The sequence below is a fragment of the Ruegeria sp. BB7 genome (assembly GCF_056539365.1).
The window spans coordinates 44832-69340 of record NZ_JBQFUV010000005.1; the positions used below are offsets into that span (position 1 = coordinate 44832).

The window sequence follows — 24509 nt, forward strand, 5'->3', positions numbered from 1 at the left end:
GTTGTGGCGTCTGGAGATGTGATCCAGCCATGTGCTTCGGTCGTAAAACCCGCATCACAACTGGAATGGCCGGGGCATGAGCAGATTTGAGGGAAAAACCTACTGGATCATCGGTGCCAGCGAAGGGCTGGGCCGGGCGTTGGCCGAGGCGCTAAGCCGTCAGGGCGCGTATCTGATCCTGTCTGCCCGCAATGCCGACCGCTTGGCCGATATATGTGCCACGCTGCCCAACGCTCAGGCTGTGCCTTGTGATGTGACCGATCTGGACTCGGTGCGCCGTGCTGCGGTTGAGGCCGGAGATGTCGATGGGCTTGTTTACAACGCCGGGGCCTATGAGCCGATGCGTACGGGGGATTGGGATACCGAGGCCGTTTTGGCAATGGCCGACGTGAACTATACCGGCGCGCTGCGGGTTCTGGGCAAAACGGTACCGGGCTTTGTCCGTGAGGGCCGGGGGGATATCACGCTGATCGGATCTCTGTCCGGTTATCGTGGACTGCCAGCAGCGGTGGGGTATGCGTCCAGCAAGGCGGCGTTGGTTTCACTGGCGGAAACCATGCGGTTCGACCTGAAGGATACCGGAGTGACGGTGCGTATCGTCAATCCGGGGTTCATCAAGACCCGTCTGACCGAGAAGAACAGTTTCAAGATGCCCATGCTGATGACGCCCGAGGACGCGGCGGATCGGGTGGTCAAGGCGATGTCGCGCCGCCGGTTCCGTACTGATTTCCCTGCGCCTTTTTCCTGGGTGATCCGGTTGCTGGACTATCTTCCAGATTTTTTGGTGTATCGTGGGAAATAGACTCTAACCAAACTGCCCCTGACAAAACCAACCCGCCGACATGGTACCGCCATGGCCGTAAAACAGCCACAGTCGTTCCCCCTGTTCGGTCACCACCACCCAGTAATCGCGCACGCCGCTACGCCAGTTGGGGTCGTCCAGCCACCATTCCGGCGCGATGCGTTCCGGGCCGGTCGCCTGCGCCAGTTGCCAGTCACGTCCGCGCCAGCGAAAGGCGCTGGGCACGTCCGGGATTTCGGGCGCCATCACCGGTTCAGGTTGCCACATCTGCAAGGGGCGCGGGCGCGGAGGCGCAGGCCAGTCGTGCGCCGGCTCGGACCACGCCGCCGCCAGCGTCTGCGCGGTTTTCTCGGGAATATGTGAGGCCGCAGGATGCCGCCTTGTGATCGCCTCCAACCCCACCCGCGCACCCAGTTTGCCGATCAGATCATCCACGCCTGTATTGCCCTCCAGCCGCTCACGGGCGACGCGGCGGGCCTCGACATGGCCGGCCACGGTGCGGGCGTGAATGGGCTCGGTCTGGATCGCCTCCAGTCGCAGCATGTCGATGCCATAACCCGCGTCGATCTTGTCAATTTTCATTTCTAACAAAGGACGAATGCGGTGTTTGTCAAAGGTCGGGCGGGCTAGGCCGACCTCGATGATCTCGGCGGCCTGATCGGCGCGATGCGCCTCGAGCCGCAGGGTGCGAACGCCGCGACCTTTCTCTTCCAGCTTGGCGCAGAGCGTCGGTAGCACCCGGTCGATGGCGGCCATCACGTCTTCGACTAGGCCGATCGGGTTGGGCATGGTCATCCGCACCGCAAAGTGATGCGGCGGGCGGGCGGGCGAGACCGGCTCGGGTGCGCTGCCCATCGCCTGATCCAGCCGCAGCACCAGCCCCCGCCCGAACCGCCGTGCCAAACTGGCGCGCGGCTGGCCCAGCAGATCGCCGACCCGGCGCAGGCCCAGTCGGTTCAACTGCGCGACCACCTGATCCTCTAGCCGCAGCGCCGCAATGGGCAGCGGGCTGAGCGCGCCATAGGATTGCCCCGGTGCCGCGACCCGGGCACCGCCGCCCAAGGCCATCACCTGTGGCGCGGCCCCGCCTTTGGTCCAGTGTCGCCGTTTACCCGCGCGGGCGCGGGTGGCGCGAGCCTCCTGACTGATGGCATCGCCGTTGCGGTCGGATGTGGCCTCTTGCCCGGCATAGCGCGCCAGCGCCCAGGCCGCGCCCAACGTATCGGCGATGCCCATCTGTACGCTGAGGCCCATATCCGCGCAGTCGGTTTCAAGAACGTTCAGCAACGCCTCCTCTCCGCCAAACAGATGGGCGCAACCTGACAGGTCGACGATCAGCCCGTCCGGAGCCTCTTCGGCCACCCACGGGCTGAACTTGCCCGCCCAGCGGCGCAGCGCGGTCAGAAATACAGCCTCGGCCGGAGCGTTGCGGGGGCGCGTCACAAGGCTGGCGCACATGGCATGGGCGTCACGCACTGGCTGGCCCACGTGCAGACCGGCAGCGTGGGCCTCAGTATTAAGCGAGGTGATCACCTGCATGTTCGACTGTTCCGCCACCACGGCCAAAGGCCCATCCTGCAGGCCCCGCGCGGCGCGGACCAGCCGTTCAGCCCCCAGACGGGGGAACCACAGTGAGAGTATTCGGCGTTTGGGCATCGGCAGACATCAAAATGTTCCCATTTTGTTCTTACCGTAGAATCATGCCCTGAGTCCACGCTTACCCGCAGCTCAGACGCTGAATGATCCCGGTTCCGTTGACGAACACGTTTAAACGGTCGATCCGGTAATCTTGTGTGGCCAAATCATCCGGCCCCAGCACGCGCGAACGTTCGGGCAGCGCAGCTTGAATGGTTGAGACCGGCTGACCAATGGAATCGGCAAAGGGTTCCCCCTCACAAAAGGCCAGATCGACCGGTGCGTTCTCAGGCGCAAGGCGGGCGTCTTCCGGCGCGGGAGATGTCTCGGCGCAGGCGCTCAGCAGGATCAGGATCGGGATAAAACCGCGCATTGGCGTTCCTCTTTGGGGCAATGTCGTTTCTGCAATATCAAAACATTAGCCAATCTGTCACTAAAGCGCAGTTGAAAACGCCCCGCGATTGACGCAGGGTCAGGTCAAAGAAGACAGGGAGACAAAGATATGCGTACCCGTGCCGCCGTCGCCATTCAGGCGGGCAAACCTTTGGAAGTGATGGATGTGAACCTCGAAGGCCCCAAGGCGGGCGAGGTTCTGGTGGAAATCAAAGCCACCGGTATCTGCCACACCGACGAATTCACCCTGTCGGGTGCAGATCCCGAGGGCTTGTTTCCCGCGATTCTGGGCCATGAAGGTGCAGGCGTCGTAGTTGAGGTCGGCCCGGGCGTAACCAGCCTGAAGCCCGGCGATCACGTGATCCCGCTTTACACTCCGGAATGCCGTGAGTGTGAGTACTGTCTGCACCCCAAGACCAACCTGTGCCAGGCGATCCGCTCGACGCAGGGTCAGGGTCTGATGCCTGACGGGACCTCTCGCTTTTCGACGCTGGATGGAGATCCGATCCTGCATTACATGGGCTGTTCGACCTTTTCGAACCACACGGTTCTGCCGGAAATCGCGCTGGCCAAAGTGCGTGAGGACGCACCGTTCGACAAGATCTGTTACATCGGCTGCGGTGTCACAACCGGCATCGGTGCGGTGATCAACACCGCCAAGGTGGAAATCGGCAGCCGCGCCATTGTATTCGGTCTGGGCGGCATCGGCCTGAACGTGATTCAGGGCCTGCGTCTGGCCGGGGCCGATCAGATCGTCGGCGTCGACCTGAACCCTGCCAAGGTCGAGATGGCCACGAAATTTGGTATGACTGATTTCGTGAACCCCAAAGAGGTCGAAGGCGATTTGGTTCCCTATCTGGTCGATCTGACCAAGGGCGGTGCGGACTATACCTTTGATGCCACCGGCAATGTTGGCGTGATGCGCGACGCGCTGGAATCGGCGCATAAGGGCTGGGGTGAGTCGATTATCATCGGCGTGGCACCTGCCGGCGCTGAAATCTCGACCCGTCCGTTCCAACTGGTCACAGGCCGGTCTTGGCGTGGTACTGCGTTCGGTGGCGCTCGGGGGCGGACTGACGTGCCCAAGATCGTCGATTGGTACATGGAAGGGAAGATCGAGATCGACCCGATGATCACCCACACCATGGGTCTGGACGATATCAACCACGGCTTCGACCTCATGCATAAGGGCGAAAGCATTCGGTCGGTTGTAGTCTACTGATAAATAAAATTAAATTCAGAGGGCGGGCTTTTGCTCGCCCTTTTTCGTTCTTACATTCGTTTCTGAGAATAATATTGAGTTGAGGGATTTTCGTGACGACGAAAACAGCGGACCGCCTTGCGGTTCTGATTGATGCGGACAATGTACCCGCGAAACACGCTTCAGAGATTTTCGAAGAAATCGCCACTTTGGGCGAGGCAGGCCTAAGAAGAATTTACGGAGATTTCTCCAACGGTTCGCCGCAGGGGTGGAACGTCCAGTCTTTGGCCGAATACGCCATCGTTCCCCATCAGCAATTTGCGAATACAGCCAAGAAGAATTCCAGCGACATTGCGCTGGTCATTGATGCGATGGATATTCTGCATTCAGGCCGTTTTGGGGGATTTGTCCTGGTTTCATCGGACAGTGACTTTACGCGTCTCGCCAGCCGCATTCGAGAGCAGGGTCTGGATGTATACGGAATTGGAGAGCGGAAGACACCCAAAGCCTTCGTCGCTGCCTGCAACAGGTTTATTTATATTGAGAATATCGAAAAGTTCGAAGGCGATGCGCCGCAATCCAAGGAGATCAAAATACCAACGGGGAAACAAGAGCTAAACCACGCTTTTCAGCTCATTCGCAATATTGTTCTAAGCACTGATGTGCCGGAAGGTTGGGTCGGATTAGGACAAGTGGGGAGCCAGTTGAGTAAGATATACACCGACTTTGATCCCCGATCTTACGGTTTCGCAAAGCTGAGTGAATTGGTGCGTGCAACAGGAAAATTCGAAGAGAAGGGAGCAAACGGGGGTTACAAAATTAGGATAAAAGCCCGTTGAGAAACTCAAGTTTGTAAATCCAGATGATAGTTCATCTGGGCCTCGAACTATTTCCCAGGCCGTGTAGCGCCGGTGTCCGATCGCGGAGACCGGACTCGCAGAACCGGAGTATTGACCGACGAAGTATTGGCCCGGCTCTCGCGCCAGACCACGAACACACCGGATGCGATGATGATGCTGGCCCCGACCGCAACCCAGATATCAGGCGTTTCGCCAAAGAAGATCATTCCGAACAGCGTGGCCCAGATAATTTGGCTGTACTGGCTGGGGGCGACCACCCCGGCGGGGGCTGCGCGATAGGCCAGGATGATCAGGTGTTGGGCGATGACCGAGAACACGCCGACCAGAGCCATCATCGCCAGATGCAGCAGTGAGGGTGGCTGGTACACGGCGGGTTGCAGCAAGCTCATGACCAGGATGGCCAGCAACATCGGATAGAGGATCAGTACGGCCGAACGTTCTTCATTCCCGATCTTGCGGACCAGAACAGACGCAAAGGCGCTGCAAAACGCTGCCGTCAGGGCGGCAAGGTGGCCCAGCGTGATATCTGTTGCTCCGGGGCGCAGAACGATCAGAACGCCGATCAGGCCAACGCCAACGGCTGCCCAGCGCTGAGCGCGGACGACTTCACCCAGAATCGGGATCGACAGGACCGTGACGATCAGCGGGAAGGAAAACAGTAGTGAATAGACTTCGGCCAGCGGGAGAACCGAGAAAGCGTAGAAGGCGCAGACCATGGCCAAAACCATTAGCGCCGAGCGTAGCAATACCAGCCACGGGTGATGCGGCAGGAAGTTCCCGGTGGTTCGATCAGTCAGGATCGTCACCGCCATCGGCACAAAGGAAAACAGCGTGGCGAAAAAGATGATCTGCATCACCGAATAGGTGCCGCCCAACACCTTGATCAGCGCGTCATGGCTGGCAAAGACCGCAAAGCCCAGAAATGCATAGCCAAGGCCCCGAAGGGTGGTGTTCTGAGTGCTCATGGGTTGGCCTCGGGTGATGTGTCGGTGTGAGGGGGCAGCGCAAAGGGGCTGTCTTGCCTCTGAGTAAACCGATTTGGCCAGCCCGCATAGCCCCTATTTTACCGCTAACATTGCAAAGCCGCTATGTTGTGGGGTCAACTCAGGATCGGCGGAGCATCCTTTGGCTGGCGCGCCGATTGAACACCGGCCTTCATCCCCACACCGATGCGCCGGGCCAGTGCGACCCACGGCGTGGCGGTTTCTGGGGGCAGTGTCTGGGTGGCGACTTCTTCGAACAGGTCCAGCCAGTGGGCGAACATTTCGGTTTTCACTTCGGGCCGCTCGATATGCACGCGCTGCGGATTGCCGTCATAGCTGCGCTCAAACAGGATGGCGTTGCGCCAGAAGGCGGCGATCTTCTCCTCATGCGCAGGCCAGTCGGTGACATGATTGTTGAAGACCGGTCCCAGCACCGTGTCCTCGCGCACCCGCGCGTAAAAGGCGCGGACCTGTGCGTTGATCTGATCCGGTGTCGCTGGAAAGCGCGGCGGCAGGGTGGGTCTGGTCATGAGGGCACCGATTTCGACTCTGTTTTGGGCTAATATCCGGTTGTGGCGTCAGGTAACAGGCGTGGTTTTGTCGCGCGACCCGGGCGTCAGAAGATGCCGCAGTAAGGCCACCGGATGCGCCTTGAGGCTGAGGCGGGTGGCCACGTAATCCTCAACCACCTGCTCACCCAATGTCATCTGCGGAAGATAAGCTTCGGGTTCATCCAGTGCCTCGCCCTCCAGATCCTGCGAGAACAGCGGCAGCGGTTTCGCGGTCGCAATCGCCTTGGCCTGCCACAGCGCCTCGCGCCGGGTCAGGTCGCAGGCGGCGAAAGCATCGGCCTCGGCCAGCCGTTCGATCACCGACGGTCCCAGCCCCGCCCGGCGCCAGACATCGTCGACCTGATGGTAGCCATTGCCGCGTGCGGCGGTGAGCCAGCTGGCATCTTCCTCGCTGAGGCCCTTGATCTGGCGGAACCCCAGCCGCAGGGCCAGCCCACCGTGACCATCAGGTTCCATCACATTGTCCCAGAAGCTGGCATTGATGCAGACCGGGCGCACCTGAACCCCATGTTCGCGCGCATCGCGCACGATCTGGGCGGGGGCGTAGAAGCCCATCGGCTGCGAGTTCAGCAGGGCGCAGGCAAAGATGCCGGGATGGTGGCATTTGATCCAGGCCGAGGCATAGACCAACAGCGCAAAGCTGGCCGCGTGGCTTTCGGGGAAACCGTAGGAGCCAAACCCCTCGATCTGCGAAAAACAGCGCTCGGCAAAGTCACCCTCATATCCGTTGCGCTTCATGCCGCGCAGGAACAGGGCGCGGAATTCGCTGACATTGCCGTGCTTCTTGAAGGTCGCGAGCGACCGCCGCAGCCGGTCGGCTTGTTCCGGAGTAAATCCCGCGCCGACGATGGCGATCTGCATGGCCTGTTCCTGAAACAGGGGTACGCCTAGCGTTTTTCCCAATACCTCACCCAGCGCGTCCGAGGGGAAGCTGACCTCCTCCTCTCCGTTCCGGCGGCGGATATAGGGGTGGACCATGTCGCCCTGAATGGGGCCGGGGCGGATGATGGCGACCTCGATCACCAGATCATAGAAATTGCGGGGCCGCATGCGGGGCAGGAAGTTCATCTGCGCCCGTGATTCCACCTGGAATACACCGACACTGTCCGCCTTGCACAGCATGTCATAGACCACCGGGTCCTCAGGCGGCAGGGTGGCCAGCGTATAGCTGGTCTGGTGGTGCTGGCCGATCAGGTCGAACGCCTTGCGGATGCAGGTCAACATCCCAAGGCTGAGGACATCGACCTTGAGGATGCCCAGAGAGTCGATATCGTCCTTGTCCCAGCAGATGACCGTACGGTCCTCCATCGTGGCGTTTTCAATGGGGACAAGCTCGTCCAAACGCCCCTCGGTGATGATGAAGCCGCCGACATGCTGAGACAGATGCCGGGGGAAGCCGTCGATCTCATAGACCAGCATTAGAGTCTGTTTCAGGCGTCGATCCTCGGGGTCGAGGCCGATTTCACGCATGCGCTGGGCTTCGAGGCCGGCAGCCGAGAAGAACCCCCAGAGCTGTGAGGACAGGGCCGAGATGGTGTCCTCAGTCAGGCCCATGGCTCGGCCAACCTCGCGGATGGCGCGTTTACCGCGATAGTGGATCACGGTGGCGCAGAGACCCGCGCGGTGGCGACCATAGCGGTCATAGATGTGCTGGATCACCTCTTCGCGGCGTTCGTGTTCGAAGTCGACGTCTATGTCAGGCGGTTCATCGCGCGCCTCGGAGACAAAGCGTTCGAAAACCATCGTGCCAAGTTCAGGGCTGACCTCGGTGATGCCGAGGCAGAAACAGACCACCGAATTAGCCGCAGATCCGCGCCCCTGGCACAGGATATCGCGGGATCGGGCGAATTTGACGATGTCGCGGACGGTGAGGAAATAGGGCTCGTATTTCAGCTTGCCGATCAGGGTGAGTTCATGGGCCAGCATCTTCTTGGCCTTTTCCGAGGCCCCTGCCGGATAACGCCATTTCAGCCCCTCATGCGCCAGACGATGCAGGCTTTCGGTTGGGGTTTCCTGCTCGCTGCCCTCGCTGGGATATTCATAACGCAGCTCGTCGAGTGAAAATCTGAGGTCTTCGCTGAGCGCGTGGGCGCGGGCAACGGCGCCCTCATGCCCCTTGAAGATACGCAGCATCTCAGATTCGGACCGCAGGCGCTGTTCGCCATTGGCCAATGCGTCTCGGCCCAGATCATCCACCTTGCGGCGCAGGCGGATGGCGGTCAGGACGTCGGCCAGTTTGCGGCGGGCGCCGTGATGCATCAGCGGCGTGGCGCTGGTGAGAGTGGGGATGTTCAGTTGCCGCGATTCAATCTCTAATAAAGAGAAAAATGTGCCATCCGCGCCATCATACCGAGGGTGCATCAACAGATGCATCCGCCCACCAAAGCGGCGCGCCAACTGTTGCGCCTGTGTCCGCCATGCGCTCGCGCCGCCCGGAGACGGTGTCGCCTGTGGCCAGAGCAGCAGGTGGAGGCCGTCGGAAAACTCCAGCAGGTCGGACAGGTGCAGGATGCAGTCGCCCTTTTCGGCGCGCAAGCGGCCCGCCGACAGGATACGGCACAGGTTCCCCCAGCCCTGTCGGTTCAGGGGCAGGGCGGTGACGGTGGGCGCGTCGGTGAAGATCAACCGTGCTGCCGGGATCAGGCGTGGTACCGCGTGGATCGGATAGGAGGGCGGCTTGGGGATGTGATCGGGGCAGGGTGGACCGATGGATGTGTTCTGCGCCTCCCACTCCAGCCGTTCACGCACCTTGCGGGCGATCTCGCGCCCCTGGGTGTGGGCGCGGACGATTCCGGCGACAGAGTTGTCATCGGCAATGGAGATGGCGGGCAGGCCCAGGGTCACGGCACGCTCCATATACTCCTCGGGGTGCGAGGCCCCGGTGAGGAAGGTGAAGTTCGACGTGATCGACAGCTCGGCATACATGGCGACTCCGTATTATATTCACGTTTTGTTCTTTTTCGAGTCCTTTACGCAGGAAACGGGTCGCCTGAGTTTGGCCAGCCCAGTATGCTCGGGAAAAACGGAGACCTGATATGTTCAAGATCACTGCATTGCCAACCGACGAAGTGCGTGCCCTTCAGGCCGGAGGGCCGGATGCTTACGGCGCGCCGCCCGAGCGCGCAACTTCCACTGGGCCAGGCAGCCCATGCCGCCATTGTTTGCAAAACATCCCTGAGGGAGAGGAGATGTTGATTTTAGCGCACCGGCCTTTCTTAGAGACACATCCTTACGCTGAAACCGGCCCGATTTTTCTATGTGCAGAGCCGTGTCAGCGGTATGAAGGCGGCGAAATACCCGAGATTTTGACCACATCCCCAGACTATCTGATCAAAGGGTACGGACAGGATGACCGGATCGTTTATGGCACCGGATTCATCACGCCCACGGACCAGATTGACGCGAAAGTCAGGGATATCTTTGCCCGTCCGGAAGTGACCTATATCCATGTCCGGTCAGCCCGGAACAATTGCTATCAGGCGCGAATCGATCGCGCCTAGAGCTTGACCCGGTGCATCCCCCGGCGCGGCTGGTCCTGATCCTCGGCGGGTTCATCCGCGCGAGACGACGTCAGGGCGAGGAAGACATCTTCGAGATCGGCTTCCTCGGTTCGAACGTCGCGAATGCGAATACCCGCGGCGCGGACGGATTCCAGCACCTGCTCGGCGCTGGTCTCGGCGCTGTGATATTGCAGCACCAGATTGCCATCATCGCGCAAGGTGGCCTCGACGCCGTCCGTTATCGGCAGATCAACAACCGGGCTGTCGGGCGAGATGACCATTGTCCGGCTGTCCATGCGGCCCAGCAGATTGGCGGTGCTGTCCTGCGCGATCTTTTTGCCATGATTGATGATAGCGATTTCGTCGCACATCTCTTGCGCTTCTTCCAGATAGTGGGTGGTCAGGATGATGGTCATGCCCTGTTCATTCAGCTTGCGGACATTGGCCCAGAGCATCTGGCGCAGTTCGATATCCACGCCTGCCGTGGGTTCGTCCAACACCAGAATCTTTGGGTGATGGACCAGCGCCTTGGCCAGAAGCAACCGCCGCCGCATCCCGCCGGACAGGGTGCGGGCATAGGCCTCGGCCTTGTCGCTGAGACCAACCAGGTCGAGTATCTCATCGCTGCGGCGCTGCGCCTTTGGCACGCCGTAAAGGCCGGCCTGCACCTCCAACGCGCCGCGTGGGGTGAAGAATGGGTCGAGGTTCAGTTCCTGCGGCATCACACCTATCGCGGCGCGGGACTGGCGTGGGTTCTGGTCCTGATCGAATCCCCAGATCGACACGTTGCCCGCCGATTTCACTACCAAACCAGCCAGAATGTTGATTAGGGTTGATTTTCCCGCCCCGTTCGGACCCAGCAGGCCAAAGACCGAACCGCGCGGAACGCAGAGGTCAATGCCTTTCAGTGCATGCTTTTCAGGTTGACCCTTGCTGCCCCGGTAGGTCTTGCGAAGCCCTTCGATCCTGATTGCCGCATCGCTCATGTGACCCTTGCCCCCGGTTTGCTCATCGCTCATAAACGCACCTAATACATGCCCGCGAGGCCGACAACCGAAGAAGGATCGCCAGCCGTGACCATCGAAGCACCGGAAACCAAGATCGTCGAAACCGCCCGTGTCGCCTGTGACGGTGGCGAAGGAGCGTTGGGCCATCCGCGTGTTTGGCTTCAGATTCCCGAGGATGCCGGCTGGGTCGAATGCCCCTATTGCGACTGCAAATACGTGCTGGCCGGGCGTGAGGCCGAAGCCTGAATGTGCGTTGTCCGCGCCGGACATTGAGTATTTTTGAAAAGATGAAGTTTGAGGCTTTGGTGCGGGTGGTTCTGCCGCCGCGCCCGTGGCATTAGTGTTGTCGGATAAGATCAGGAGAGGGCGCAAGATGACCACGAATTTCGGAAAAGGCTGCCATCTGCATCTGATCGACGGATCGGCTTTTATCTTCCGTGCATATCACGCGTTGCCTCCGTTGACGCGGAAATCGGACGGTTTGCCGATTGGGGCCGTGTCAGGGTTCTGCAACATGCTGCAGAAATATGTTGAAGGAAATGCCGGGCCGGACGCACCGACCCATGTGGCTGTGATCTTCGACAAGGGGTCACATACGTTCCGCAACGATCTTTACGATCTCTACAAAGCCAATCGTGAGGCGATGCCCGAGGATCTGCGCCCGCAGATGCCGCTAACGCGCGAGGCGACGAAAGCCTTCAACATCGCCTGTAAAGAGCTTGAGGGCTATGAGGCCGATGACATCATCGCAACGCTTGCTGTGCAGGCGCGTGAGGCGGGTGGGCGCGTCACCATCGTTAGCTCGGATAAAGACCTGATGCAGCTGGTCGGCGGCGGCGTGGAAATGCTGGATGCGATGAAGAACAAGCGCATCGACCGCGATGGCGTGTTCGAGAAATTCGGCGTGGGGCCGGAACGGGTGGTCGACGTTCAGGCCTTGGCCGGAGATTCGGTGGATAACGTGCCGGGCGCGCCGGGGATTGGCGTGAAAACGGCGGCGCTATTGATCAACGAATACGGCGATCTTGAAACGCTTCTTGATCGTGCGGAAGAAATCAAGCAGCCCAAGCGTCGTCAAACGCTATTGGAGAAGCGCGACCAGATCGAGCTGTCGAAAAAGCTGGTGCAGTTAGACGAAAACACACCGCTGGATTTCACGCTGGATGATCTGGAGGTGAAGGACCCGGATGCCGAGACCCTGCTGGGGTTCCTGGCCGAGATGGAGTTCCGCACCCTGACCAAACGGATCGCTGACAAGCTGGGCGCCGAAGCCCCGGTGATCGCCGATGCCCCTGCGCCGGCTGCTAAGGTGGAAGAGGCCGAGGCCTTGCCGTTTGATGCGTCCAAATACGAATGTGTACGGGACGCAGGGGTGCTGCAGAAATGGATCGATCAGGCCTATGAACGGGGTTGGTTGGCCGTTGATACGGAAACCACCGGCCTCAACGAAATGATCGCCGATCTGGTTGGTATTTCGCTGTGTGTTGAGGCAGGAGAAGCCTGTTACATCCCGCTGACCCACCGCGAGGGAGTGGCGGATGATCTGTTCGGCTCGGATGCTCTGGCCGAGGGTCAGATGCCGTTGGATGAGGCTCTAACCCTGCTGAAACCGATGCTTGAGGATCCTTCGATCCTGAAGATCGGGCAGAACATGAAATACGACGCCAAGATATTTAAGCGTTACGGCGTCGACGTGACCCCGATCGATGACACGATGCTGATGTCCTATGCCATGCATGGGGGCGAGCATGGGCATGGCATGGACACGTTGTCCGAGCGGTACCTGAGCCATACACCGATCCCGATCAAGCCGTTGCTGGGTTCGGGCAAATCGGCGATCACCTTCGACAAGGTGCCGATTGATGAAGCTACGGCTTACGCCGCGGAGGATGCCGACATCACGCTGCGCCTGTGGAAGCTGTTCAAGCCGCAGCTGCATCAGGTGCAGGTGACCACGGTTTACGAAACGCTTGAGCGTCCGCTGGTCCCGGTTCTTGCCGAGATGGAGATGCATGGCATCAAGGTTGACCGCGATGTGCTAAGCCGCATGTCGAACGCGTTTGCGCAAAAAATGGCCGGGTTAGAGGCTGAAATCCACGAACTAGCTGGCGAAAACTTCAATGTCGGCTCGCCCGCGCAGCTGGGTGAGATCCTGTTCGACAAGATGGGCCTTGAAGGCGGCAAGAAGGGTAAGACCGGAAAGTATTCCACAGGTGCCGACATCCTTGAGGACCTGGCAACCGAGCACGAACTACCGCGTCGGGTGCTGGACTGGCGGCAGCTGTCCAAGTTGAAATCGACCTATACGGACGCGCTGCAGACCCATATCAACCCGGATACTGGCCGGGTGCATACGTCTTATTCAATCACCGGGGCCAATACGGGGCGTCTGGCTTCGACCGATCCGAACCTACAGAACATTCCCGTGCGGACAGAAGAAGGGCGTCGCATTCGTGAGGCGTTTATAGCTGAGCCGGGGAATGTGCTGGTCAGCCTGGACTATAGTCAGATCGAGTTGCGCATTCTGGCGCATATCGCTGATATTTCGGCTCTGAAACAGGCATTTTCGGATGGTTTGGACATTCACGCCATGACGGCGTCCGAGATGTTCGATGTGCCGCTGGACGAAATGACACCGGACATCCGCCGTCAGGCCAAAGCGATCAATTTTGGTGTAATTTATGGTATTTCGGGCTTTGGTCTGGCGCGCAATCTGCGCATTCCTCGGGCCGAGGCGCAAGGATTCATCGACCGCTATTTTGAACGGTTTCCGGGTATTCGCCGCTATATGGACGATACGGTCGCCTTTGCCAAAGAGCATGGCTATGTCCAAACTCTGTTCGGTCGCAAGATCCATACGCCTGAAATCAACGCCAAGGGCCCCCATGCCGGGTTCTCGCGCCGGGCAGCGATCAATGCACCGATTCAGGGCACTGCAGCGGATGTTATCCGGCGCGCGATGGTGCGAATGCCGGATGCGATCAACGGGTTGCCCGCAAAGATGCTGTTGCAAGTTCACGACGAACTGCTGTTCGAAGTGGCCGAAGACTCGGTGGATCAGGTGATCAACGTGGCGCGCGACGTGATGGAAGGCGCCTCGGACCCGGCAGTGAAACTGGATGTGAAGCTGAGCGTGGATGCCGGGCAAGGGGCCAATTGGGCCGAGGCGCACTAAGCAAGGCGCTGCTCATCAGGCCCGGCGGGCCCTCTTCGCAGCGGGTCAGTCCTGTGGACTGACCATGCGATTGACCAACCGTTGTACAGAGGGGCCAAGCAACAGGATTACCGTGAATGCGATGGGCCAGCAAAAGGCCCAGGACGCCAGCCAGTCTCCGACCGTGCTGGGGCTGAACCCGATGGCCTTCACCGTCGCGATGCCGGTCACGATGCAGGACATGAGGCCCGACATGATCAGGCTGAATATGGCGCGTGCATAGCGGGAAGGGATCATATTGGGCTTCCTAGTGGTCGAGATATCCTTGATGTGCCGTATTTTCAGTTGAATTTCCAGTGCTATACCCGCATCCAGTCAAGGCTGTCGGGTGTTCGTGGCGTCGAGGGCGTGTATTCGGCACTGACCCATCCGGTATAACCCGCGGCGTCGATGGCCGAGAACAGGTTCTGGAAATCCGTCGGCCCGTTTCCCGGTTCGGCCCGATCAGGCGCGGCACCGATTTGAGCATGAACAATCCGCGGGTGAAAGCGATCCCAGACGGCTTGTGCATCGCCGTGGATCAAATGGGCGTGGAAGCTATCAAATTGCAAACCGACATTCGTGCGGTTTACGCGATCAAGCACCTGCGCTGCGAGATCGTAATCGTTCAGGAAGTAACCCGGTTGAGATAACGGGTTGAGGGGTTCAATTGTGAACTGCTGCTGCGGTGCAAAATCTGCGGCCCATTGCAGGTTGCTTACGAAACAATCCTGCGCCCCAGTCCCGGTGGCATAACCTGCCATAATGTGGATCAGGCTCGGTCGCAGGGCCTCGGCATAGCGCAGGACGCGACGGACATCGGATTGGAAACGCGCCTCACCGCCCGGAACGGCGGCATAGCCGGGTTCTCCGCCCGTGTAATTCGGCGGTGGTGCGTTGATCAAGACCAACTCCAGCCCGTTGGCCAGCAGGGCGCGACGAGTTTCCTTGGCAGCCAATTCATAGGGAAAAAGAATCTCGACCGCTTTGAACCCGGCCTCTGCCGCCGCCTGGAAACGCTCGAGATACGGCAGCTCGGCAAAGAGCAGTGAGATATTGGCGGCGAATTTGGGCATGCGTGGTCTCGGGCAGTTGTCGGCCGGACCATAACGGTGCAGCGTTTTTTGGGGAAGGGGACCAAAAACGACAGATTGTCGAAAATCGACCAGATCGCCCGATGTGAATCAGAGACGTTTGTAGAAACGCGGCGAATCATTTTTGCGCGCCGTGCCTACAGAAGGTTTGATCACAATGGCGATGAGCCCTGACCCCGCGCGCGGGAACGCTCTTTCGATGTCTGCAGGCGGGAATTCGGCCTTGTCCGGGAACGGATTGGCTGTGGCGTCGATGCTCACATGGGCGGCAGGATTTCCCGCGGCCGAGGTGCTCTTGCAGACCTGGCCCCCCGTGGCGTTGTTCGCGGCACGGCTTGCTCTGGCGGTGGCGGTGATGGTTCCGATCTGGCTGTTGATCGACGGGCCGCGCAGGGTGCTGAATGCGCGCTGGATGCGCGCGATGGTGGTTGGCGGCTTTGGGATCGGTCTGGGCATGATCCTATTGATCGTGGCGCAGAAGGTGACCGATCCGGTGACAGTTGCAATTATCGCATCTTGTGCGCCGCTGACGGCGACTTTGTTGGAGTTGACTGCGGGCACGCGACGGTTGAACTGGAATTTCGCTTTAGGTGTGCTGGTGTCGATTGTCGGTGGGTTGATTGCAACAAGTGCAGTGGCACCGGCGCAATTGGGTCTTGGTGCTGCTCTTGCGATTGCCTCGACCGGCCTGTTCTGCTGGGCCAGCATGGCAACTGCGCGGGATTTTCCTGAATTGAGCCAGACAGGCCGAGCCACGATTACCTTTATCGGAGGTTTGGTCATGGCCTCGGTTCTGCTGTCCGGGGCGGCGCTATTTGGAATGGATTTCATGCCCTCAACCGCTTTTGACATGCAACAAGCCGGGATGCTGGTGATTTACGCGCTTATATCTATGGGTCTGAGCCAGGTGTTTTTCATTGCTTCCGTCGGAAGGCTGGGTGTTGCCCTGTCCTCATTCCACATTAACATCGCACCGTTCTACGTGATGGTGATCATGATGATACTGGGTGAAGAGTGGAACAGCACCCGTGCGCTGGGCGCTTGTATTGTCGCGCTGGCCGTCGTGCTGGCACAGGATCGCCGGGCATCTCGCCGGGTTTAGTCCGGCAGATCGCCTGATCGGATCAGCGGAAAAAACTGCCCGCTGGACCAGACTCCGAACCAGTCGTCCTTGTGTTCGGCGATGTCCACGAGGCGGTAGAAGCTTTTGCGGTCGATCCGTGCCTCGAGGTTTGCGCGTATCAATATGTAGGGTGATGGTTCTTCTGTGTCCGGATCGGTGACAATTCGGATCGGATGGTCTGACCCGGCCGTCGCCACATCGCCAACATGGGTGGTAAAGGACAGGGTTTGGGTCGTCCCTTCGCCTTCCAAGTCGAAATCGACCGCAATGAACGGTGCATCCTCGACGCTGATTCCCACCTTTTCGACCGGTGTCACAAGGAAGTACTTCCCGTCTTCTTTCTTAAGAATCGAGGAAAAAAGCTTCACAAGCTCGAACCGGTTGATGGGCGACCCTAAATAACTCCATGTGCCATCTTTTGCGATCCGGATGTCCAGATCGCCGCAAAACGGAGGATTCCAAAGGTGAACGGGAGGCAAACCCTTGGATTTTGTTGCTTTGACTGATGCAGCCAGGCCATCAGGCGAAGGTGTCACAGGTTTTTGTCCGCTCATTGCTTTTGCCATTTCCTCTCAGCGCGATACACTTCAATCATAATAGTCCACGGAAGGGAAAGTCATGACCGAACCTGCCGACCTCGTGTCCGAGATCGAAGCGCTGGAAACCAAACTGCAAGAGGCCAAGTCCTCGATCACCCGTCGCTTTATCGGACAGGAACGGGTCGTCGACCTGACCCTGACTTCGCTGCTATGCGGCGGGCATGCCTTGCTGATCGGTTTGCCAGGGTTGGGCAAGACGCGATTGGTCGAGACGCTGTCGACCGTGATGGGGCTGCACGGCAACCGTATTCAGTTCACCCCTGACTTGATGCCGGCCGATATCCTCGGTTCCGAAGTTCTGGACACCGCCGATGATGGATCGCGGCATTTCCGGTTCATTTCTGGCCCGATCTTCTGTCAGTTGCTGATGGCGGATGAGATCAACCGTGCCAGCCCGCGCACCCAGTCGGCGCTGCTGCAGGCGATGCAGGAACGCACGGTGACAGTGGCGGGCGAGGATCGTTCGTTGGGTGAGCCGTTCCACGTGCTGGCCACGCAGAACCCGATCGAACAAGAAGGCACCTATCCGCTGCCCGAGGCGCAGTTGGACCGCTTCCTGGTGCAAATCGACGTGGACTACCCGGATCGTCAGACCGAACGCGATATCCTTTTGGCAACCACGGGTGTCGAAGAGGAAGACGCGCATGAGATATTCACCAAAGAGGAACTGTTGGCCGCGCAGGTTTTGTTGCGACGGATGCCGGTGGGGGATTCGGTGGTTGAACTGATCCTCGATCTGGTTCGGGCATTCCGTCCCGAAGAGGCGGGCGTATCCGAACGCGTAGCCGAGACTGTCGCTTGGGGCCCCGGACCTCGTGCGGCGCAGGCATTGATGATGACTGTGCGGGCGCGGGCAATGTTGCAAGGGCGGCTGGCGCCCAATGCCGAGGACGTGCTGGACATGGCGCGCCCGGTGCTTAGCCACAGGATGGCGCTGAACTTCGCGGCGCGCGCGCGCGGCGACAGTCTGGCTGACCTGATCGAAACGACAGCCGCCGGTCTGATCCGTTCTGAGGCAGCGGCGTGAATGCCGCGCTGACCCTTCGTGAAAGATCCGAGGCCGAGGCGTCCCGGCTGCCGCCGCTGCTGGCACGTGCCGAACATCTGGCCGGAACCGTTCTGCTGGGGGACCACGGGCGCAGACGCTCGGGCCTTGGCGATGATTTCTGGCAATATCGGCCCGCGCAGGTGGGTGACAGCCGCCGAATGATCGACCACCGGCGCTCGGCCCGCGGGGATCAGCAGTTCGTGCGCGAGCGCGAGTGGCAGATCGCGCAATCGGTGATGCTGTGGGTGGATCAGGGCGCGTCGATGCGGTTTGCCTCGGACAAGAACCATCCCACCAAGGCGGATCGCGCGCGCTTGCTGGGGCTGGCGACCGCCATCCTGTTGGTGCGCGGAGGCGAGCGTGTGGGTCTGACTGGTACCACCCTGCCGCCCCGGCGCGGCAATGCACAGATCATTCGGCTTGCAGAAGCGTGGTCCGAGGATGTTGAGACGGATTATTCTCCGCCTGAACACCGTGCCATGATCCCGCATGCCCGTGCTGTTTTCATTTCCGATTTCCTCGGCCCGATGGACGAAGTCGAGCTGGCCCTGACCAAAGCCGCTGATCGCGGTGTACGGGGTGTTCTATTGCAGGTTCTGGATCCGAGCGAAGAAACCTTCCCGTATCGGGGTCGCACCATCTTTGAGAGTGTCGGCGGCACGACCCGTCACGAGACCCTTAAGGCCGGAGAGCTGCGCGACCGTTATCTGGAGCGTCTTGCGAAACGCAAGGATGCGCTGACGCAACTGTGCCGCGTAACGGGCTGGCAGTTGGGTCTGCACCACACCGGAGACAGCGCACAAGCGGCTCTATTATGGCTCTATCGGGCGCTGGATGGGGGAACGCGATGACGGTTCTGGCGGGCATCGGCTTTACCGCGCCTTGGGTGCTGCTGGGTCTGCTGACCCTGCCGATCCTGTGGCTGATCCTGCGCGCGGTACCACCTGCGCCGATCCGCAGGCTGTTCCCGGCAGTGACATTGCTGCTGGGGCTGAAGGATGACGAAAGTGTTTCGGACCGGACTCCGTGGTGGCTTTTGTTGCTGCGGATGCTGGCGGCGGCGGCAATCATCATTGGGCTGGCAGGGCCTGTACTTAACCCGTCACGCGATCAGACCGGCACCGGACCTTTGCTGTTGGTGCTGGATGCCAGCTGGGCTGGGGCAAGCCAGTGGTCGTCCACGCTGGACCAGGTCGATGTGCAATTGACCGAAGCCGGACGGGCAGGTCGCACAGTGGCAATCCTAAGCCTGACCCAGCCGCAAGCACCGGTGTTTCAATCGGCGGAAGCCTGGCGCGGGCGTTTGCCGGGCTTGGCCCCAACCCCGTGGCAGCCGACAGAGGTGCAAATAGATCAGGCGCTGGCTGCGATAGACCAACTGGATGCTGGTTTTGACACTCATTGGTTCAGTGATCGACTGGCCTATGACGGTCATGACAGGATTCTGACTGCGCTGCAGGCGCGGGGCGAGGTAACGGTTTATCAGTCGCCAAGGCCGGTCATGGCCATCTTGCCCGCTGCATATCAGGACGGGGTGATCCAATTGACGGCTCAAAGAGCAGAGCCCGGTCCGAACGAATCCATCACAGTGTCGGCACAAGGGCGGGACCCGGCCGGTGCGATGCGGGTTCTGCAATCGGCCGAGATGGAATTTCCCGCAGGGGAAACACAGGCACAGGTGGATCTGGCGCTGCCGTCGGAGCTGCGTGCCCGGATCACCCGGTTTGAACTTCAGGGCGAACGCTCGGCAGGCGCGGTAACACTGACCGATGACAGCCTGCGAAGGCGCGAGGTCGCCTTGATCGCCGGAACGCTGAACCGTGAGGGTTTGGAGCTGCTTTCGCCGCTGCACTACCTGACCCAGGTTCTCATCCCCACGGCGGATTTCGTTGATGGCGGGTTGCTGGAGGTGTTGCCCGCAAACCCGGATGTGATCGTGTTGGCCGATGTGGCGAAACTGTCTGACGGAGAACAATCCGCGCTGGTCGAATGGGTGGAACAAGGCGGTCTGCTGCTGCGTTTTGCTGGCCCGCGCATGGCGGCAAGTGATCTGGGGCGCGACGCCGAGGATACGTTGCTGCCGGTTCGCTTGCGCAGCGGTGGCCGCTCGGTCGGTGGTGCGATGAGCTGGGGTGAGGCCAAGGGGCTGGCGCCTTTCCCCGAAAACTCGCCCTTCTATGGGTTGCAGGTGCCTGGTGACGTTTCGGTTACCACTCAGGTCATGGCGCAGCCTGATCCTAACTTGGCTGACCGGGTGATTGCCTCATTGTCGGATGGCACGCCGCTGGTGACGCGTAAGGCGCTGGGGCTGGGTCAAGTGGTGCTGTTCCATGTGACGGCGGATGCGGAATGGTCCAGCCTGCCTCTTTCGGGTCTATTTGTTGAAATGCTGGACCGTCTGGCCGTGGCGTCGGCTGCGAAGTCCCGCGAAGACGCCCAGTTTCAGGGAACTACATGGGAACCGATTCAGGTCATGGACGGCTTTGGTACCCTGTCCGACGCGGGCAATCTGGCTGGTGTGGACGGGGTTGAGCTGGTCTCTGGTACCATCGGCCCGGATTTGCAGCCGGGCCTATATGAAAGTGGTAAGCAGAAGCTGGCCCTGAACGTGTTGTCCGAGGACACGGTGCTGACCCCGTTGGCTTGGCCATCGGATGTGCCGATCAAAGGTCAGGAAGTAACAAATGAAACACCCATCGGGGGTATTTTGCTGAGCCTCGCTCTGCTGCTGCTGACGGTTGATGTGATTGCCTCACTGGCATTGTCCGGCCGTCTTGGGTTGGCCAAAGTCGCCGCTGTTGCTCTGGGTGCGGTGCTGCTGGTGCCCGAGGTGCAGGCACAGACGCCTGAAGAGACTGAATTTGCCCTGAACGCAACACATGAACTGGTTTTGGCTCATGTGCTGACCGGCGACGCGCAGGTCGATGATGTGGCCGGTGCGGGGATGCGCGGGCTGGCGCAGACATTGTTCTATCGCACATCGGTTGAACCCGCCGAACCCATAGGCGTGGATCTGGAGCGTGATGAACTGGCGTTCTTCCCGCTGCTCTACTGGCCGATCACTCCGAACCAACCGCAACCCTCGGCAGACGCCTATGCGAAGCTGAATGCGTATCTGCGCTCGGGCGGTATGATCCTGTTTGATACGCGGGATTCGGATGTTGCGCAGTTCGGGGCCTCCAGCCCCAATGGACGCAAGCTGCAACAACTGGCCGCACCGCTGAATATTCCCGCATTAGAGCCGGTTCCTCGCGATCATGTGCTGACGCGTGCTTTTTACCTGCTGCAGGATTTTCCGGGCCGCTATGCCGGTACCGAGGTTTGGGTCGAAGCCGCCCCACTGGATGCGGAACAGATCGAAGGGATGCCCTTCCGCAATCTCAACGACAACGTGACGCCGGTTGTAATTGGTGGCAACGACTGGGCATCAGCCTGGGCGGTGGACCGCAACGGTCAGGCGCTGCTGCCGGTCGGGCGTGGTTATGCAGGTGAACGTCAGCGAGAACTGGCCAATCGTTTCGGGGTCAATCTGGTGATGCACGTGCTGACCGGGAATTATAAATCCGATCAGGTCCATGTGCCTGCACTATTGGACAGGTTGGGACAATGACAGGAACCGTCATATTTGATCCGCTGATCCCATGGCCCGTGCTTGCTATCGTTGCTGCGATCGCGGTGGGTGGCGTCATTCTTGCCCTATGGCGCGGCCTGTCCGGTTGGGCTCTGCGCGGTCTGGCTGCCTTGGTGGTGATCGCGGCGTTGGCCGGGCCGGTCTATCAGATCGAAGATCGCGCGCCACTGACAGATATCGTGCTGATGATCGAGGATGAAAGCGCCAGTCAAACCCTTTCGGACCGTGCTGAGCAGACCACGCAGGCGGCTGAAGAACTGGCAGCCGAGATTGAAGCCCGTGACAACACCGAACTGCGCCGGATTAGGGTCGGCGACGGTGATGGTGACGAAGGCACGCAGGTCATGGCCGCCGTCAACGCCGCGCTGGCCGAGGAGCCACGTGCACGGATCGCCGGTATTCTCGTGGTCTCAGATGGGATTGTGCACGATGTCGATCAAGCGCCCGATCTGCCCGCCCCGATGCATCTGTTGCAGACCGGGCGTGAAAGCGACTGGGACCGCCGCCTGATCGTCAGCAACGCCCCGGCTTTTGCCATTATCGGCGAGCCCGTCACTCTTACCCTGCGGGTCGAAGACAGTGGTGCCGCGCCGATTGGTGCCCCGACCGCGCCACTTGAGATCTCGGTGGATGGGGCCGAGCCCGAGCAATTCAGCCTTCCCATCGGCGTTGATGTGGAATTGCCCATCACACTGCCGCATGGAGGACGCAACGTCCTGCAATTCTCTGTGCCGCAGGCCGAGGGCGAGTTGACTGACCGCAACAACACGGCGCTGATCCAGATGAACGGCGTGCGCGACCGGCTGCGGGTGTTGCTGGTTTCAGGCGAGCCTCATCCCGGCGGGCGGACATGGCGCAATCTTCTGAAATCCGACAGTTCGGTTGATCTGGTGCACTTCACCATCCTGCGCCCTCCCGAGAAACAGGACGGTGTGCCGGTGGACGAACTGTCGCTGATCGCTTTCCCGACGCGTGAGCTGTTTCTGGAAAAGATCAACGATTTCGACCTGATCATCTTTGATCGCTACAAGCGACGAGGCATCCTGCCAGCGATTTATCTGGACAATGTCACCAACTATATCAACGAAGGCGGTGCGGTTCTGATTGCGGCGGGGCCGGATTTCGCCAGTGCCGACAGTATCTTTCGTTCGCCTTTGGCGCCCATCCTGCCTGCGCAGCCTACCGCACGCGTGATCGAAGAACGGTTTGTTCCCAAGGTAACCGATTTGGGCCATCGCCATCCGGTGACCACCGATCTGGGTGATTCCGAGGAATGGGGCGCGTGGTTGCGCCAGATCGACGTCAACCACCGCACGGGTGAGATGTTGATGACCGGCGTGGATGAACGCCCCTTGCTGGTGCTGGACCGCGTGGGCGAGGGGCGCGTGGCGCTGCTGGCATCGGACCATGCCTGGTTGTGGAGCCGGGGGTTTGAAGGCGGCGGTCCTCAACTGGAATTGCTGCGTCGTCTGGCCCATTGGATGATGAAAGAGCCCGAGTTGGAGGAAGAAGCGTTGTGGGCCGAGGCCAACGGTCAGGTCATGCGCATCATCCGCCAAACTTTGGAGGATGAGGTCGGGCCGGTCACCATCACGCGACCCAATGGTGAAACGCTTGAAATCACGCTGGAAGAGGTGTCTCCGGGTCGGTTCGAGGCGCTGTATTACGGGCCGGAAATTGGTCTTTATCGCCTTTGGGAAGGCGATCAGATGGCAGTGATCGGTCTTGGCCCCGCGGCGCCAAAGGAGTTCGAGCGCACCATCGCAACCGGAGAGATTCTGGAGCCGGTTCTGGACGAGTTGCGAGGCGGCGTGATGCGGTTGGAAGACGGGTTGCCCTCGATCCGTAACGTAAGGTCCGGGCGCCCGGCCTCGGGGCGGGGCTGGATCGGTCTTACCCCGCGCGAGGCATATGAGACGCGCGATGTCACACAGGCCGGGCTGTTGCCGCCCTGGCTGGTGCTGATGCTGGCGGGCGGCTTCCTGCTGGGCGGTTGGCTGCGCGAAGGACGGCGGTGATTATTCAAACACCACGCTGACAGTGGGGTCGCCGGGCAGGCCGATATATGTGGCGGATGCCCCGCCCTTGCCTTTTGCTGGCGGCATGAGCGGCCCGAAAGACCCGACCGAGATCAGGTCGCCGGGCTGAAACTCGATCCCTTTCGACATCAACCAGAGGGCAGCGTTGGCCGGATGCCCCAGAACCACTGCGCCCGGTGCCTGTGCCAGAACCTCTCCGTCCGCTGCGCTGAGGGTTACAGTCATATCCGTCAGAGCTTGTGTCATCGCATCAGGGTCAGTTACCGGTATTTCAGAGCCTAATACGCCAAGTTTCGGCGCGACCCCAATGGCAGTCAGGGTCACTGGCGAGATCGGCTCTCCTTTGGCCAGTGTCAGGTCAGGCAGTTCGATGAACGGGCGTATGGATGCGATATTGGCGATAACCTCGGCCGGAGTTGTTGCTTGATTGATCCCGTCATCCCCGACGACCAACACCAAATCGGCCTCAAAGACCGGGCGCGCGCCCCACGCAATTGGCACCCTCGCCCCATCATCCAACATCATGTCGCGAAACAGGACGCCCTGCACCGGTTCGGAAGCGCCGAACCGCTCCTGCGCGGGGGCACTGGTCAGACCCGTCTTATAGCCGATCACCGGCCCCAGATGCGGCTCTAACGCGGCTATCACTTTGGTTTGTGTGCACAACGCGTCCTGCATGCTGCCACCCGCAGACAAAGCCACTGTGGGTGTATTGTTCAGATAGTCCTGCACGTACTGGTCGATCTGAGCGTCCGAAGCACATTCTGCCGCTGCCTGAGAGCCGAGAATGACGGCGCAGAGTATGAATAAGTACGTCTTTCGTCGCATG

General features: G+C 60.2%; 21 protein-coding genes. 11 read left to right on the plus strand and 10 right to left on the minus strand.

The annotated features are described in order from the left end of the window. Positions 1 to 76 precede the first annotated feature (76 nt). Positions 77 to 802, plus strand: coding sequence for an SDR family NAD(P)-dependent oxidoreductase (locus ACR0D7_RS10665; protein WP_480678993.1), 726 nt, complete (start codon positions 77 to 79; stop codon positions 800 to 802). Positions 803 to 805: 3 nt separating this feature from the next. Here ACR0D7_RS10665 and ACR0D7_RS10670 read toward each other — a convergent pair whose 3' ends face one another. Both ACR0D7_RS10670 and ACR0D7_RS10675 read right to left on the minus strand, forming a co-directional pair. Then, on the minus strand, positions 806 to 2458 hold the full coding sequence (locus ACR0D7_RS10670) for a DUF6504 family protein (RefSeq protein ID WP_480678994.1): 1653 nt from the start codon (positions 2456 to 2458) through the stop codon (positions 806 to 808). Between the two features lie 61 nt (positions 2459 to 2519). Next, entirely contained in the window at positions 2520 to 2810 is a 291-nt protein-coding gene (locus tag ACR0D7_RS10675; protein WP_480678995.1) for an I78 family peptidase inhibitor, read from the minus strand. Positions 2811 to 2939: 129 nt separating this feature from the next. On the opposite strand from ACR0D7_RS10675, the gene ACR0D7_RS10680 reads away from it, so the two are divergent. Beyond that, entirely contained in the window at positions 2940 to 4052 is a 1113-nt protein-coding gene (locus tag ACR0D7_RS10680) for an S-(hydroxymethyl)glutathione dehydrogenase/class III alcohol dehydrogenase (RefSeq protein WP_170571296.1), read from the plus strand. A gap of 92 nt (positions 4053 to 4144) precedes the next feature. Beyond that, positions 4145 to 4870, plus strand: a complete 726-nt coding sequence (locus ACR0D7_RS10685; RefSeq protein WP_480678996.1) for an NYN domain-containing protein — start codon at positions 4145 to 4147, stop codon at positions 4868 to 4870. A gap of 47 nt (positions 4871 to 4917) precedes the next feature. Here the strand turns inward: ACR0D7_RS10685 and ACR0D7_RS10690 are convergent, their stop codons facing one another. The 3 genes from ACR0D7_RS10690 to ACR0D7_RS10700 form a co-directional block, all read right to left on the minus strand. Continuing rightward, positions 4918 to 5856 (minus strand): DMT family transporter, encoded by a 939-nt coding sequence (locus ACR0D7_RS10690; RefSeq protein WP_480678997.1) that lies wholly within the window; start codon positions 5854 to 5856, stop codon positions 4918 to 4920. A gap of 134 nt (positions 5857 to 5990) precedes the next feature. Then, positions 5991 to 6404, minus strand: a complete 414-nt coding sequence (locus tag ACR0D7_RS10695; RefSeq protein WP_480678998.1) for a group III truncated hemoglobin — start codon at positions 6402 to 6404, stop codon at positions 5991 to 5993. A 48-nt stretch (positions 6405 to 6452) separates the two neighbouring features. Beyond that, positions 6453 to 9371 (minus strand): error-prone DNA polymerase, encoded by a 2919-nt coding sequence (locus ACR0D7_RS10700; protein ID WP_480678999.1) that lies wholly within the window; start codon positions 9369 to 9371, stop codon positions 6453 to 6455. 110 nt (positions 9372 to 9481) lie between these two features. On the opposite strand from ACR0D7_RS10700, the gene ACR0D7_RS10705 reads away from it, so the two are divergent. Then, a complete protein-coding gene (locus ACR0D7_RS10705) occupies positions 9482 to 9946 on the plus strand; it encodes a DUF1203 domain-containing protein (protein WP_480679000.1) in 465 nt (154 codons plus the stop codon). Here the strand turns inward: ACR0D7_RS10705 and ACR0D7_RS10710 are convergent. Continuing rightward, positions 9943 to 10932 carry an ABC transporter ATP-binding protein gene (locus tag ACR0D7_RS10710; protein ID WP_480679124.1) on the minus strand — a complete coding sequence of 330 codons (990 nt, stop codon included), beginning with the start codon at positions 10930 to 10932 and terminating at the stop codon, positions 9943 to 9945. The two genes, ACR0D7_RS10705 and ACR0D7_RS10710, sit on opposite strands and share 4 nt — an antisense overlap. 87 nt (positions 10933 to 11019) lie before the next feature. Between ACR0D7_RS10710 and ACR0D7_RS10715 the strand changes: the two genes are divergently transcribed. Both ACR0D7_RS10715 and polA read left to right on the plus strand, forming a co-directional pair. Continuing rightward, entirely contained in the window at positions 11020 to 11199 is a 180-nt protein-coding gene (locus ACR0D7_RS10715; RefSeq protein WP_480679001.1) for a zinc-finger domain-containing protein, read from the plus strand. A 127-nt stretch (positions 11200 to 11326) separates the two neighbouring features. Beyond that, entirely contained in the window at positions 11327 to 14128 is a 2802-nt protein-coding gene (polA, locus tag ACR0D7_RS10720; protein ID WP_480679002.1) for a DNA polymerase I, read from the plus strand. Positions 14129 to 14173: 45 nt separating this feature from the next. Here polA and ACR0D7_RS10725 read toward each other — a convergent pair whose 3' ends face one another. After that, positions 14174 to 14404: a DUF2798 domain-containing protein gene (locus ACR0D7_RS10725; protein WP_170382150.1), complete on the minus strand. Its 231-nt coding sequence runs from the start codon at positions 14402 to 14404 to the stop codon at positions 14174 to 14176. Positions 14405 to 14466: 62 nt separating this feature from the next. Then, complete coding sequence (locus tag ACR0D7_RS10730; protein ID WP_480679003.1) at positions 14467 to 15222, minus strand: hydroxypyruvate isomerase family protein; 756 nt, start codon at positions 15220 to 15222, stop codon at positions 14467 to 14469. Between the two features lie 175 nt (positions 15223 to 15397). Between ACR0D7_RS10730 and ACR0D7_RS10735 the strand changes: the two genes are divergently transcribed. Beyond that, positions 15398 to 16342: a DMT family transporter gene (locus ACR0D7_RS10735; protein WP_480679004.1), complete on the plus strand. Its 945-nt coding sequence runs from the start codon at positions 15398 to 15400 to the stop codon at positions 16340 to 16342. Here ACR0D7_RS10735 and ACR0D7_RS10740 read toward each other — a convergent pair. Beyond that, the gene (locus tag ACR0D7_RS10740) at positions 16339 to 16917 is read right to left on the minus strand and encodes a DUF1285 domain-containing protein (protein WP_480679005.1); all 579 of its coding nucleotides are present in this window, start codon (positions 16915 to 16917) and stop codon (positions 16339 to 16341) included. The genes ACR0D7_RS10735 and ACR0D7_RS10740 overlap by 4 nt on opposite strands. A 64-nt stretch (positions 16918 to 16981) precedes the next feature. Here ACR0D7_RS10740 and ACR0D7_RS10745 point away from each other — a divergent pair, with 64 nt between their 5' ends. From ACR0D7_RS10745 to ACR0D7_RS10760, 4 genes are read left to right on the plus strand one after another with little or no spacing between them, the layout of a single operon-like run. Next, positions 16982 to 17989, plus strand: coding sequence for an AAA family ATPase (locus ACR0D7_RS10745; protein ID WP_480679006.1), 1008 nt, complete (start codon positions 16982 to 16984; stop codon positions 17987 to 17989). Then, on the plus strand, positions 17986 to 18861 hold the full coding sequence (locus ACR0D7_RS10750) for a DUF58 domain-containing protein (protein ID WP_480679007.1): 876 nt from the start codon (positions 17986 to 17988) through the stop codon (positions 18859 to 18861). The genes ACR0D7_RS10745 and ACR0D7_RS10750 overlap by 4 nt, the downstream gene beginning before the upstream one ends. Beyond that, the gene (locus tag ACR0D7_RS10755; RefSeq protein ID WP_480679008.1) at positions 18858 to 21620 is read left to right on the plus strand and encodes a DUF4159 domain-containing protein; all 2763 of its coding nucleotides are present in this window, start codon (positions 18858 to 18860) and stop codon (positions 21618 to 21620) included. Before ACR0D7_RS10750 ends, ACR0D7_RS10755 begins: the two co-directional genes overlap by 4 nt. Further along, on the plus strand, positions 21617 to 23659 hold the full coding sequence (locus ACR0D7_RS10760) for a hypothetical protein (RefSeq protein WP_480679009.1): 2043 nt from the start codon (positions 21617 to 21619) through the stop codon (positions 23657 to 23659). The genes ACR0D7_RS10755 and ACR0D7_RS10760 overlap by 4 nt, the downstream gene beginning before the upstream one ends. On the opposite strand, the gene ACR0D7_RS10765 is transcribed toward ACR0D7_RS10760, so the two are convergent. Continuing rightward, positions 23660 to 24508: a 2-keto-4-pentenoate hydratase gene (locus ACR0D7_RS10765; protein ID WP_480679010.1), complete on the minus strand. Its 849-nt coding sequence runs from the start codon at positions 24506 to 24508 to the stop codon at positions 23660 to 23662. Between the last annotated feature and the right edge of the window lies 1 nt (position 24509).